The organism is Planotetraspora mira, from assembly GCF_016863275.1.
Classification (GTDB): domain Bacteria; phylum Actinomycetota; class Actinomycetes; order Streptosporangiales; family Streptosporangiaceae; genus Planotetraspora; species Planotetraspora mira.
On the sequence record NZ_BOOO01000059.1, the window covers coordinates 1 to 11905 of the forward strand.

Annotated in this window: 14 protein-coding genes; 6 read left to right on the forward strand and 8 right to left on the reverse strand. The window is 67.4% G+C overall.

What is annotated here, in order from left to right:
• Positions 1-496: 496 nt before the first annotated feature.
• From Pmi06nite_RS40480 to Pmi06nite_RS40500, 5 genes are all read right to left on the reverse strand, one after another.
• Positions 497-919, reverse strand: coding sequence for a DUF6157 family protein (locus Pmi06nite_RS40480; RefSeq protein WP_203958561.1), 423 nt, complete (start codon positions 917-919; stop codon positions 497-499).
• Between the two features lie 52 nt (positions 920-971).
• Entirely contained in the window at positions 972-1607 is a 636-nt protein-coding gene (gene lipB, locus Pmi06nite_RS40485) for a lipoyl(octanoyl) transferase LipB (RefSeq protein WP_203958562.1), read from the reverse strand.
• Positions 1608-1695: 88 nt separating this feature from the next.
• Positions 1696-1884: a PspC domain-containing protein gene (locus tag Pmi06nite_RS40490; protein WP_203958563.1), complete on the reverse strand. Its 189-nt coding sequence runs from the start codon at positions 1882-1884 to the stop codon at positions 1696-1698.
• 101 nt (positions 1885-1985) lie between these two features.
• Positions 1986-3002, reverse strand: coding sequence for a lysylphosphatidylglycerol synthase transmembrane domain-containing protein (locus Pmi06nite_RS40495; protein WP_239114549.1), 1017 nt, complete (start codon positions 3000-3002; stop codon positions 1986-1988).
• A gap of 262 nt (positions 3003-3264) precedes the next feature.
• Positions 3265-4221: a hypothetical protein gene (locus Pmi06nite_RS40500; protein ID WP_203958565.1), complete on the reverse strand. Its 957-nt coding sequence runs from the start codon at positions 4219-4221 to the stop codon at positions 3265-3267.
• A 74-nt stretch (positions 4222-4295) separates the two neighbouring features.
• On the opposite strand from Pmi06nite_RS40500, the gene Pmi06nite_RS40505 reads away from it, so the two are divergent.
• From Pmi06nite_RS40505 to Pmi06nite_RS40525, 5 genes are all read left to right on the forward strand, one after another.
• Positions 4296-4901, forward strand: a complete 606-nt coding sequence (locus tag Pmi06nite_RS40505; protein ID WP_203958566.1) for a TetR/AcrR family transcriptional regulator — start codon at positions 4296-4298, stop codon at positions 4899-4901.
• A gap of 29 nt (positions 4902-4930) precedes the next feature.
• Positions 4931-5509: an LURP-one-related family protein gene (locus tag Pmi06nite_RS40510; RefSeq protein ID WP_203958567.1), complete on the forward strand. Its 579-nt coding sequence runs from the start codon at positions 4931-4933 to the stop codon at positions 5507-5509.
• 236 nt (positions 5510-5745) lie between these two features.
• Positions 5746-5907 (forward strand): hypothetical protein, encoded by a 162-nt coding sequence (locus Pmi06nite_RS40515; protein ID WP_203958568.1) that lies wholly within the window; start codon positions 5746-5748, stop codon positions 5905-5907.
• Between the two features lie 57 nt (positions 5908-5964).
• Positions 5965-7152, forward strand: a complete 1188-nt coding sequence (gene rho, locus Pmi06nite_RS40520; RefSeq protein ID WP_203958569.1) for a transcription termination factor Rho — start codon at positions 5965-5967, stop codon at positions 7150-7152.
• 91 nt (positions 7153-7243) lie between these two features.
• A complete protein-coding gene (locus Pmi06nite_RS40525) occupies positions 7244-7519 on the forward strand; it encodes a hypothetical protein (protein WP_203958570.1) in 276 nt (91 codons plus the stop codon).
• A 401-nt stretch (positions 7520-7920) separates the two neighbouring features.
• On the opposite strand, the gene Pmi06nite_RS40530 is transcribed toward Pmi06nite_RS40525, so the two are convergent.
• The 3 genes from Pmi06nite_RS40530 to deoC all read right to left on the reverse strand — a co-directional run bounded on the left by Pmi06nite_RS40530 (position 7921) and on the right by deoC (position 11365).
• On the reverse strand, positions 7921-8787 hold the full coding sequence (locus Pmi06nite_RS40530) for an aldehyde dehydrogenase family protein (protein WP_203958571.1): 867 nt from the start codon (positions 8785-8787) through the stop codon (positions 7921-7923).
• Positions 8788-8978: 191 nt separating this feature from the next.
• Positions 8979-10406 carry an aldehyde dehydrogenase family protein gene (locus tag Pmi06nite_RS40535; protein ID WP_203958572.1) on the reverse strand — a complete coding sequence of 476 codons (1428 nt, stop codon included), beginning with the start codon at positions 10404-10406 and terminating at the stop codon, positions 8979-8981.
• A gap of 11 nt (positions 10407-10417) precedes the next feature.
• Entirely contained in the window at positions 10418-11365 is a 948-nt protein-coding gene (deoC, locus tag Pmi06nite_RS40540) for a deoxyribose-phosphate aldolase (RefSeq protein WP_239114548.1), read from the reverse strand.
• Between the two features lie 243 nt (positions 11366-11608).
• Here deoC and Pmi06nite_RS40545 point away from each other — a divergent pair, with 243 nt between their 5' ends.
• Positions 11609-11773, forward strand: coding sequence for a hypothetical protein (locus Pmi06nite_RS40545; protein WP_203958574.1), 165 nt, complete (start codon positions 11609-11611; stop codon positions 11771-11773).
• Positions 11774-11905: the final 132 nt, after the last annotated feature.

The window sequence follows — 11905 nt, forward strand, 5'->3', positions numbered from 1 at the left end:
CATTTCACGAGAATGAGCGCCGGACAACCAATACCAATGAGTAATTAGAAGTAATCCGCGAGAGGGAATTAGATATATTTCTATGGAATATAAGTAAATCGTCGTGAATGTCCGACCGTACGCCGCACACACCACGCATGCCGCGCAGAAGCGGTGCCTGACATCATCGCGCGCATCCGCTCCGCGGAATCGAAACCTGGACGCGATCATCGTCTCTGACGTGCGACATCACCATGAACGTGCGCCATCACCATGACGCACGATGAATAATCAACAGATCTCGCAATGACGAGGCGGAAACCCGCACGCCGACGTCAATCACGCCCGGACAAATCCAGATATTTCCAAAACGCGCCGCAAACACCTCGCGCCGCAAACACCTCGCGCCGCAAACACCTCGCGCCGCAAACACCTCGCGCCACAAACCCGCCACACCGCGAGCCCCCACACCACGCCTACGTGCCCGGTCGAGCAGCATTGCCGAATACGAACAAACCTAAGCGCGCTTGGACCGCATAGCTTTGAGGACCGTCATGCCTGGCACCTCGCCGGCGATGATCTCCTTGTACTCCACCGACCCCATCGGGCAAAGCGTCACCCGGCCCGCGGCGTCGAAGAGCAGGCCCCAGCCGTACTTCTTGGGCAGAGGCGAGGCCCTGAGGCAGGCCTGAGACCTGGAGAAGAGGCGAGCACGCAACTCCGCGCGCTCGGACGCCGACGGCGCGTCCGATTCCTGCCGCCGCAGCCACGTCTCGAACAGGACGTCCTCCTGCGTGAAGCCGCCGGGAGCACCGGAGATCATGTCGAACTGGATCACGGCGACCGTCTTCTTGCCGCCCCTCAAGGCGGGCACCACGGCGCCGTCGACCGGGCAGTCGTCGGCGACCGCTATGAGCGTGTCGTAGTAGTGGAGATCCATCGCTCCATGATGCCCAGCGGCTCCGGCATTTCGAAAGAGCCTGCCCGGACCCTCAGGAGGCCTCGAACGCCCGGGCCACGGCGAGACGGGCCTCGTCCATGGACGTCTGCCCGATCTCGCGGGCCACGGATGTCATGTCCACATCGGGCATCCCGCAGGGGATCGCCAGCTCCCAGGGGCTCAGGTCGCCGTCGACGTTGAGGGCGAAGCCGTGGCTGGTGACCGAACGGCTCGCGCGCATGCCGACCGAGACGATCTTGCGCACGGTGTCCTTGGTCCATACACCGGTGAGCAACTCCGATCCCGGCGGGGTGTCGCGGCGCTCCGCCGGGACGCCGAGCGTTCCGAGCGCCTCGACCAGCCGCAACTCCACCTCGCGGATGTAGTCGACGACGCCCTCGCCCGTGCGCAGCTTCACGATCAGGTATCCGACGAGTTGTCCGGGACCGTGATAGGTGAGCTGGCCGCCCCTGCCCGTCTGCACGACGGGGATGCCGAACGACGGGCTGGGGAGGTGCGACTCGAGGGTGCGTTTCGTGACGGTGAAGACCGCGGGATGGCTGAGCAGCCAGAGCGTGTCCGGCCGCTCGTCGTTCTGTCGCTCCTCGACCAGGCCGTCCATGCGTTCCATGGCCTTCTCATAGTCGACGAGGTCGTCTTTGATCAGCACCAGAGGTCGTTCGCGCATCGTCACGTCACCTTTCCACCTGCGAGCATAAGCGCCGGTACGGCATGCCGCGGCAGGGCCCCGCGCCCTCTGGAAACCGCTGCACGGCTCAGTGGTATTGCCTCGCGGGAGCCTTGGGAACGGCGACCCACATGATGAGGTAGAGGATGAACTGCGGACCCGGCAGTATGCAGGAGAGCAGGAAGAGCAGCCTCACCGTCGTGGGCCGCATTCCGTAGCGCTCGGCGATGCCACCGCACACTCCGGCGATCATCCTGTGTTCTCTGGACCGGTACATCGGTGACCCCTTTCGTCGCCGGTTCAACGAACCGGCGAGAGACACCTGTTCCACTGAGAACCCTGATAAAACCCTGACCCGCCCCCACCGGTGCCGCTCCTCTAACGATCCCGATAGGCGTACGGGGCGCACGGGCTCAGTGTCATGGACCAGCGGACGAACGCATCCCAGAACCAGTGCCCACCGGCCCCGAGCCGGGCACGAAGACCGTCGAGGAGCAGCAGCCACGCGGCCCAGCCGGCCACGAGGACGCCCCAGTAGGAGATCAGCCGGTACAGCAGCACCACGGCCGCGGCCGCGCCACCCGTGACGCCGCCGCTGATCAGCGTGGCGGCCAGCCCGATCTCCGCGATCCCCAGGCCACCGGGGATCAGAAGCAACACCGCGGCCGCCTTGGCGGCGACGTAGCCGAGCAGCACCGTGTGCGGGCCGATGTGCACGCCCGCCGCCGCGCACACCGCCGCGAGGCAGGCCACGTCGAGCAGCCAGTTGGCCAGCGCGAGCCCGGCGAGCATCAGCCGGTCACGGCGCGCCATCGTGACGGCGTGCCGCGCGGCGCGGATCTGCTCCAGCACCTTGGGGAAACGGCGGTCCAGCCAGCCGGCGAACCCTCTGGGCCGGAACCGCGCAAGGGCCACGACGACCACGAGCACGAGCGCCAGCACGCCTGCGGCCGCCGGTCGGATAGAGGGCTCTCCCAGCACGGCGACCGTCCCGAGCACGACGAACGCCGCGGTCGAGTACACACCGCTCAGCACCAGGGTCGCGGCGATCAACGGCTTGGCCGCACCCAGCCGCGCGAACTGCCGGGTGGCGTACGCGATGCCGACGACCTGCCCCGCCGGAAGTGAGTTGGACACCGCGTTGCGTGCGTAGGTCAGCGCGACGGCCCGCGAGACGGTCAGGTGCGCTCCGCCGAGCATGAGCAGGCGGCGGATCAGCCGCGCGAAGGTGCCCATCGACAAGATCTGCGCCAGCACGGCCACGGCCAGCCAGCCGGCGTTCAGTCCCGTCATCGCACGCCAGATCTCGTCGGGGTCGGGGAGCCCGCTCTTGACGACGGACAGCACCAGGCCGACGGCGGCGCCCCCCAGTGCCCATCTCGCCCAACGAGGCATGTTCACCACTTCTTCTTTCCTCTACGGCACGCGCGGGCGACGCCGCATCATGTGCTTCCCAGTGCATCGTCGCCCTGACGCGATGGCGGGGCGATGCCGGATCAGCGGCAGTTGCCCCGCCTGAGATTTCCGAGTTCCGGCAAGCCGGAATGGACTCCTCACCAGCGATGAGCCATTTGGGCTGCGGCTCTATTCCTGGTGAGGCCGCAAGGTGACGTAGCTCTCCCGTCGACCAGGCGGGGAGACCTGCCGAGGTGGACCGTCATGCCACCAGGACGGGCACCGCGACGATCTCCGCCCGCCGGCGCGGCACGGCCAGCAGCACGAGGCCGAGGAGGGCCCAGCCTCCGAGCACGAGCAGCGGCAGCGCGAGCGCCGCGCCGTCGAAGTGCACGACGTTCTTGATGGCTTCGGCGGCCTGGCCGACCGGCAGAACCTGACCCACGGCGGCGTACCACTCCGGAATGAAGTGGGCGCCGAGCGGGCCGCCGCTCGCGGGCAGGCCGATCGGGATGAACAGCAGCGCCGCCAGCCCGACCCCCGGAGCGCCGACGACCCTCATGAGTCCTGCCGACACCAGGCCGATGGCCAGCGTGACCCCGGCGGACACCGCCACCAGAGCCGCGAACCGGCCAGGAAGAGCGCCGAAGACCACGTCGGACAACCAGGCGTTCGCCGTACCGACCAGGACGGACGCCGCGGCGAGCACGCCGAGTCGGCCGGCGAGGCCGAGCCCGGACGCGACCTGGAACATCAGCACGGCGACCGCGATGCCGGGGATCACCAGGGCGAGCACGTAGAACATCCCCGAGATGCCGCCCGCGTCGCCGAGAGGAAGCGGGATCGCGTCCTCCACGACGAGCGACCGGCCCTGGGCCTGCGAGGCGGCCTGGAAGACCTGCGTGATCACGGTCGCACCGGTACGGCCTCCGGCGCTCGCGACGACGAGCTTCCCCGCCTGCGGGATCAGGACGGCGTCGACCTCCCGATCGGCGAGAGCGTTCCTGGCGGCCCCCTCGTCGGCGTACGGCGTGATCGAGAAGGCGCCGGGCGCCTTGGCGTCGAGGGCGGCGTCGATCTGGCCGGCCCCCTGGGACGGCCCGACGACCGCTACGGGCACGTCATGCGGTTCGGGCTGGTGGAGCGCGCCCAGGAACGAGGCCGCGAAGACCATTCCCAGGACGGTGACCGCTCCGATGATCGCGATCAGCTTGCACATCGTAATTCTCCATGCGTTGACTTCAACAACGTTGACTTCACGATAGATGAATTCAACATGGTTGAATAGCCCTCATGGAAAGCAGGAGCGGGCGGCGTCCCGGATCGCCCCAGACGCGGGAGGCGATCCTCGACGCGGCGGTCGAGGCCTTCACCGAAGGCGGTTACGCCGGGACGACGATCCGGGCGGTCGCGCGCGCGGCCGGCGTCGATCCGGCGCTGGTCATGCACTTCTTCGGCAACAAGGACGGCCTGTTCGACGCCGCCATCAGGGCGAGCGGCCTGCCCCTTCGCGAGCTGGGCGAGGCCATGGAGGGCGACCCCGCAGGGCTCGGCGAGCGACTGGTGCGTCGCTATCTCTCGCTCTGGGAGAGTCCGGAGCACGGCCCCAAACTGCGGGCGGTCATGAGCTCCGCCTCGTCGTCTCCGGCGGCGGCCGGAATGCTCAAGGAGTTCATCACCAGCGAGGTGCTCCAGCCTCTCGCCAAACAACTCGGGGTCGACAACGCGGAGACCCGGGGCATGCTCGCCGGATCACATCTCATCGGGATCGCTTTCACCCGTTATGTGCTGAACGTAGAACCGATCGCCTCACTCGGCGGTGAGGAACTCGTGGCCTGCGTGGCCCCCGCCGTTCAGCGCTATCTCACCGGTGATCTCCCTCTGGCCCAGCCCATATAGGGTGTGGTCACACCGTCTTTGGAGATCACATGGATATTTCACACCTCCAGGCGCAGAACCGGCTCATCCTGCGTCAGAAGATCACCATGATGGTGAACAGATATGTCGTTCACGTTGCCGATCCTTCCGGAGCGGAAGGGCCCGTCGTGGCATTCGCCGAGCAGAAGCGGATGACGCTCAAGGAACAGGTGACCCTCTTCACGGACGAGTCGCGGCAGCAGACGCTCGCGGGATTCAAGGCCCGCAAGATCATGGACCTCGCCGGTGAGTACGACGTCACGGACGACACGGGAGTGGACATCGGTTCCTTCCGGAAGGACTTCGCCAAGTCGCTGCTGCGCTCGACATGGCACGTCCAGCAGCCCGGACTGCCGACCATGACCGGTCAGGAGCGGCACCTCGTCGTGGCCGTGCTGCGCAGGTTCGCCGACTCGTTGTCGTGGCTGCCGTACCACTTCGACTTCAGCGTCGGCGCCTCGATCGCCTTCTCCGTGAACCGTCAGTGGGGGCTGCGCGACCGGTACCTCATCGAGATCCACGACCCGCGCATCGACCGGCGCGTGATCATCGCGATGGCCGTCGCCCTGGATGCCCTCCAGGCGCGCTGATCCGAAATCGTCGGCGTGGCCCGGGAATCCCCGGGCCCCCTGCCGTGTTATCTTGAGCGTAGGTCGCATGGTTCTGGCCTGATATCAGGCACATGCACCTACCCTCTTCACCCGCCTCTCGGGCGTGATCATGCAGAAGTTCGCGATCATATGAACTGACCTGCGCTTTCCTGCATCGTGATCATGCGCAAGTTCGTCGGTCTCTATTGTGACCTGCCATTTCTCCTTGCGTGATCATGCACGAGAACCGGGCCGTACCCAGGCACGTCGACGCGCTCCGCCGTACGGCGACGCCCGCAGTGCTCAGAACCACCGACGCAACCGGTGCCATCGCCACGCAGGCAGAGCGTCGCCAGGCGGCCCATGAAGCCGCCGGGTCGCACAAGCGGTCCGAGTGACCACGAGCGGTCCGAGTGACGCCGCCTGCACGAACCCCCCGAGACAAGGAACCCACCATGACCACACCCGACACCATCCCGCGGCCCACATCCAGGACCAGGTCCAGGAACGGATCACGACCCGCGGCCAAGACCACCGACGCGAACAGGGCAGGCCGTACGGCGAGGCCCACCGCCGAACCGACGACCATCAGCGGCCTGCTCGACGGCGTCACGAAGAGCCCCGTCATCCGCGGCGGCGGCTACCTCCCGGGACCGAAGGACGTCTCCGTGCCGTCCGCACTGGTACGCGACTACGGGCTCCGCAACGGAGACGTCGTCGACGGCACCGCGCAGAACGGCAGGCTGATCAGCATCGAGACGGTGAACGGCCTGCCGCCCGGCCAGGCTCGGCCCGACTTCGCCGATCTCATCCCCATTCATCCCACCGAACGACTCCGCCTCGAGACCGGGCCGACCGTGCTCTCGACCCGGGTCATCGATCTTCTGGCGCCCATCGGCAAGGGACAGCGCGGCCTGATCGTGGCCCCTCCCAAGGCCGGCAAGACCATGCTCCTCCAGGCCGTCGCGAACGCGATCATCACCAACCACCCCGAATGCCACCTCATGATCGTGCTCGTCGACGAGCGGCCTGAGGAGGTCACGGAAATGCGGGAGACCGTCCAGGCGGAGATCATCGCCTCCACCTTCGACCGTCCCGCCACGGACCACATCACCGTCACCGAACTCGCGGTCGAGCGGGCCAAGCGGCTCGTCGAACTCGGACACGACGTGGTCATGCTGATCGACTCGATCACCCGGCTCGGCCGGGCGTACAACATGACGGCGCCGAGCGGCGGGCGGATCCTGACCGGCGGCATCGACGTCCGGGCCGTCCACCCGCCCAAGCGTGTGCTGGGCGCCGCGCGCAACCTTCAGGGCGCCGGCTCGCTCACCATCCTGGCGGCCGCGCTGGTCGAGACCGGATCGAAGATGGACGACAACCTCTTCGAGGAGTTCAAGAGCACCGGCAACATGGAGCTGCGGCTCAGCCGGAGCCTGTCCGAAAAGCGGGTCTTCCCCGCCGTGGACGTCACCGGTTCAGGCACCCGGCGAGAGGACCTCCTGGTCGACTCCGCCGAACTGCCCCTCCTGTGGAAGCTGCGCAAGGCCCTGCACGACCAGGGCACACTCGAGCCGTTCCTCGCGACGATGAAGAGCACCGGCTCGAACGCGGAGTTGCTCCTCTCCCTTCAGAAGGCGTAACCGCCCTTCAGGACGCGTAACCGCCTTCGGAATCGCGTGATGCCCGAGCGTCCGCGTGTGAGAACCGTACGAACCAGGCATGATCACACGCATGAGCCAGTGGCGTGTCCTCATCGAGGAGAACATCGGCGGCGCCGACCGCAGGGAGTGGCGGATCTCTGACATCTACGAGGTCAAGGGCGAACGCGAAGAGGCACGGGCGATCGCCCACGAGCTCGCGATGTCGCACTCGCCCAAGCACCCGGCGCTCCCGCAAGAACGGGCTGTGTACCGGATAAATGAGGACACGTGGCTGACGATGGTCATGGGCGTCAGAACCAGATACCACTATCGCGTCACCGTGGCCGAGCTCATCTTCCGCGGCTGACCCGCGCCCCACCCTCCCCCCTTGGCCGTGATCATGCACAGGTTCGGGAAAGTGCCCGCCGACCTGCGCATTCTCTGGCCGTGATCATGCACGGGTTCGAGATCATGCGGGCCGACCTGGGCATTCTCCGACCGTGATCATGCACAGATTCGCGTACAGCCACGCCCACCTGCGCAAATCCTCTCCGTGATCATGCAGCAAGCCGCACACTGCATGATCACGAAAAACATCACGCCAGGTCAGACCACCCGCTGACGAATCTGCGCATGATCACGAATCAGGTTTCCGCAGGCCAGCGCCACTACCCAAGAACCTGTGCATGATCACGCCCAGGATTTGGCCAGGTCAGCCCATCACTCTCCGAACCTGTGCATGATCACGCGCAAGGGGGAGAGGGAGCCTTAGGTGCCTATCGGGTGCCAGACGGTCTTCGTTTCGAGGAAGGCCGTCATGCGCTCGGTACCCGGATCGGCCAGCCAGTCGACCTTGGCGGCCGGCGGACGCAGGACACGCTTGAGGTTCTCCGCCGCCGCCTCCTCACACGTGACCGCCAGTTCCCCGTCGGCGCCGGTCAGATCGATGGCGTTGACGTCCATGTGGCCCGCCAGCCATGGCGCAATCTCGGCGGCCGAGCCGGTGAGGATGTTGACCACACCCCCGGGCAGGTCGGAGGTGGCCAGCACCTCGGCCAGCGTGATCGACGGCAGCGGCGCCCGCTCCGACGCGACCACCACACACGTGTTGCCCGTGACGATCACCGGAGCGATCACACTGACCAGCCCGAGCAGCGGGCCGGCCTCAGGGGCCACCACGGCGACCACGCCGGTCGGCTCGGTGCTGGACAGGTTGAAGTACGGCCCGGCCACCGGGTTGGCCGATCCCCGGATCGCGCCGATCTTGTCCGACCAGCCCGCGTACCACACGAGCCGGTCCACGGCCGCGTCCACCAGTTCGCCGGCCTTCCGCACGCCCACGCCGTCGGCGTCGACGAGTTCGGCCACGAACTGCGAGCGGCGCCCCTCCAGCATCTCCGCGACGCGGTAGAGGATCTGACCGCGGTTGTACGCGGTCGCGGCGGACCAGCCGGGGAAGGCCTTCCGCGCGGCGGCCACCGCCTCCCGGGCGTCCTTACGAGAGGCCTTGGACGCGTTCGCCAGGAACTCACCCTTCGAGGAGCTCACGACATAGGACCTTCCGCTCTCGGATCGCGGAAACGCGCCGCCGATGAACAGCTTGTACGTCTTGCGCACGGCCAGGCGCTCACTCATCGAAGGATCCAATCTGGAGTGGACGAGCCGGCTGGTAGGTCTGACCGCACCGGCAGACGCCGCCCCGGTGGGCGAACCAGCCGTGCCGTACGGCGAAGCGGGGGGAACGGAGAGCACGCGAGTAGCCGTCGCCTGCCCCTGCGGTCATGCGGCGCGCGCGGCGGCGGCGCCTGCGATCGTCACACAAGTCGTCATAGTGCAAGGTAGGCCTCCAGACCGTGGCGTCCACCCTCGCGACCGTAGCCGGACTCCTTGTAGCCGCCGAAGGGCGACGTGGGGTCGAACTTGTTGAACGTGTTGGACCAGACGACGCCGGCCCGGAGCCGGGACGCCATCCACAACATCAGCGAGCCCTTCTCGGTCCAGACGCCGGCCGACAGTCCGTAGGGCGTGTTGTTGGCCTTCTCGATCGCCTCCGCGGGAGTACGGAACGTCAGCACGGACAACACCGGGCCGAAGATCTCCTCCCTGGCGATGCGGTGCGACTGGGCGACCCCGGTGAAGATGGTGGGCGGGAACCAGAACCCCTTGTCGGGGATCGGGCACGCAGGCGACCACCTCTCGGCCCCCTCGGCCTCCCCCGCCTCCGACAGCTCCCGGATCTTGGCGAGCTGGGCGGCCGAGTTGATCGCACCGATGTCGGTGTTCTTGTCCAGCGGGTCGCCGAGCCGCAGGGTGGACAGCCGCCGCTTGAGCGCTTCCAGCAGTTCGTCGGCGACGGACTCCTGGACCAGCAGACGCGAGCCCGCGCAGCACACGTGGCCCTGGTTGAAGAAGATGCCGTTGACGATGCCCTCGACCGCCTGGTCCAGCGCCGCGTCCTCGAAGACGATGTTGGCGGCCTTGCCGCCGAGCTCCAGCGTGACCTTCTTGCGCGATCCGGCGACCGAACGGGCGATCAGACGGCCGACCTCGGTGGAGCCGGTGAAGGCCACCTTGTCGACGTCGGGGTGGCGGACGAGCGCGCCGCCCGTCTCCCCCGCTCCCGTCACGATGTTCACGACGCCGGGAGGCAGGTCGGCCTGCCGGCAGATCTCCGCGAAGGCCAGCGCCGTCAGCGGCGTGGTCTCGGCGGGCTTGAGGACGACCGTGTTACCGCACGCGAGCGCGGGCGCGATCTTCCACGCCAGCATGAGGAGCGGGAAGTTCCACGGGATGATCTGCCCCGCCACGCCCAGCGGCTGGGGAGAGGGACCGAACCCGGCGTAGGAGAGCTTGTCCGCCCATCCCGCGTAGTAGAAGAAGTGGGCCGCGACCAGCGGCAGGTCCACGTCGCGCGACTCGCGGATCGGCTTGCCGTTGTCGAGGGACTCAAGGACGGCGAGTTCCCGGGCCCGCTCCTGGATGATCCGGGCGATCCGGAAGATGTACTTGGCCCGCTCGGATCCGGGCATGGCCGACCACCCGGTGAACGCCTTGCGCGCGGCCTGGACCGCCCGGTCGACGTCGGCCTCGCTCGCCACGGCGATCTCGGCGAGCACCTCCTCGCTGGCCGGGTTGACCGTCTTCTCGCGGCCCTCACCGAGGGGCTCGACCCACTCTCCGTTGATGAACAGGCCGTACGACGGCTTGATGTCGACGATTGCCCGCGACTCCGGCGCGGGTGCGTACTCGAACATGGATGGCCGCCTTAGTCCAGGGTGAAGTAGTCGGGCCCGGCGTACCGGCCGGTGGCCATCTTCTGGCGCTGCATGAGCAGGTCGTTGACGAGCGACGAGGCTCCGAGCCTGAACCAGTCGGGATCGATCCAGTCCGGGCCGGCGGTCTCGTTGACCAGCACCAGATACTTGATCGCGTCCTTGGTCGTCCTGATGCCGCCCGCGGGCTTCACGCCGACCTTCCTGCCCGCCGTACGGAGGAAGTCGCGGACCGCCTCCAGCATGACGAGCGTGACGGGCAGGGTCGCGGCCGGCGACACCTTTCCCGTCGAGGTCTTGATGAAGTCGGCGCCCGCGATCATCGCGAGCCAGGACGCCCTGCGCACGTTGTCGTACGTCGAGAGCTCACCCGTCTCCAGGATGACCTTCAGATGCGCGCTGCCGCAGGCGGCCTTGACCGCCGCGATCTGCTCGAAGACCTTGAGGTAGTCCCCTGAGAGGAACGCGCCGCGGTCGATCACCATGTCGATCTCGGACGCGCCGTCCGCGACCGCGAGCGCCGTGTCGGCGACCTTCACCTCCAGCGACGACCGGCCGCTCGGGAACGCCGTGGCGACCGAGGCGACCTTCACCCCGGAACCGCCCAGAGCCTGTACGGCTGTCGCGACCAGGTCGGGGTACACGCAGACCGCCGCGACCGAGGGGACGGAGAGGTCGGTCGGGTCGGGGTGAATCGCCTTGGCGCACATGGCCTTCACCTTGCCCGGGGTGTCGGCACCCTCGAGCGTCGTGAGGTCCACCATCCGGATGGCGAGGTCGATGGCCTGCTTCTTGGACGTGGTCTTGATCGATCGCGTTCCCAGCATCGCAGCCCGGGCGTCCGCGCCTACCCGGTCCACACCGGGTAGGCCATGCAGGAACGCCCGCAGCGTCGAGTTGGAAGCGGCGACCTCCGCGAGCGGAGTAGTCGTAGTTGACACTGCACCAGCATCGCCGACCAGCCCGAATGATTCCAAACTGACCACAGCCGAGCCTCCCCTGAGTTTTTTGGCACATCTGGCCCGAAGTGATCTCCGCTGCCCGCCTAAGGCGCCCGTACGCATGCCTTAGGCGTCCTACGCCTCAGGTCGTGCCGGAGATAAGGCATCCGCCCGATGTGGGGGTGGGGGCCTTAGACCGAACCTTGAGTTGTAAGAGAAGAGACCACACAAGGAGACACCGAAATGGGTCCCGAGCTTCAGTACCAGCTCATCATCAACCGGGTGGCCGACCTCCAGGAGGAGGCAGCCGACCACCGTCGCGCCCGCCAGGCGAAGGCGGCCCAGAAGGCGCGCCAGCGTGACGGCCACCGCCGTCGCGGCGTGTTCGGCAAGACCACCACCTCATGAGACGCGTTCGAAAGCCCGGCCGGAGCCTCCCTCCCGGCCGGGCTTTGCGGCCACCGTGAAGCTCCGCGACCAGGATGAAACGGGATCCGCAGAGTTCGCACACGGGGGCATCGGTGAGTAAGCGCTTCATCG

Coding starts and splice junctions, on each gene's coding strand:
- Pmi06nite_RS40480 (WP_203958561.1), bottom strand. CDS start 919: ATGGATCTCCACTACTACGACACGCTCATAGCGGTCGCCGACGACTGC.
- lipB (WP_203958562.1), bottom strand. CDS start 1,607: ATGCGCGAACGACCTCTGGTGCTGATCAAAGACGACCTCGTCGACTAT.
- Pmi06nite_RS40490 (WP_203958563.1), bottom strand. CDS start 1,884: ATGTACCGGTCCAGAGAACACAGGATGATCGCCGGAGTGTGCGGTGGC.
- Pmi06nite_RS40495 (WP_239114549.1), bottom strand. CDS start 3,002: ATGCCTCGTTGGGCGAGATGGGCACTGGGGGGCGCCGCCGTCGGCCTG.
- Pmi06nite_RS40500 (WP_203958565.1), bottom strand. CDS start 4,221: ATGTGCAAGCTGATCGCGATCATCGGAGCGGTCACCGTCCTGGGAATG.
- Pmi06nite_RS40505 (WP_203958566.1), top strand. CDS start 4,296: ATGGAAAGCAGGAGCGGGCGGCGTCCCGGATCGCCCCAGACGCGGGAG.
- Pmi06nite_RS40510 (WP_203958567.1), top strand. CDS start 4,931: ATGGATATTTCACACCTCCAGGCGCAGAACCGGCTCATCCTGCGTCAG.
- Pmi06nite_RS40515 (WP_203958568.1), top strand. CDS start 5,746: ATGCACGAGAACCGGGCCGTACCCAGGCACGTCGACGCGCTCCGCCGT.
- rho (WP_203958569.1), top strand. CDS start 5,965: ATGACCACACCCGACACCATCCCGCGGCCCACATCCAGGACCAGGTCC.
- Pmi06nite_RS40525 (WP_203958570.1), top strand. CDS start 7,244: ATGAGCCAGTGGCGTGTCCTCATCGAGGAGAACATCGGCGGCGCCGAC.
- Pmi06nite_RS40530 (WP_203958571.1), bottom strand. CDS start 8,787: ATGAGTGAGCGCCTGGCCGTGCGCAAGACGTACAAGCTGTTCATCGGC.
- Pmi06nite_RS40535 (WP_203958572.1), bottom strand. CDS start 10,406: ATGTTCGAGTACGCACCCGCGCCGGAGTCGCGGGCAATCGTCGACATC.
- Pmi06nite_RS40545 (WP_203958574.1), top strand. CDS start 11,609: ATGGGTCCCGAGCTTCAGTACCAGCTCATCATCAACCGGGTGGCCGAC.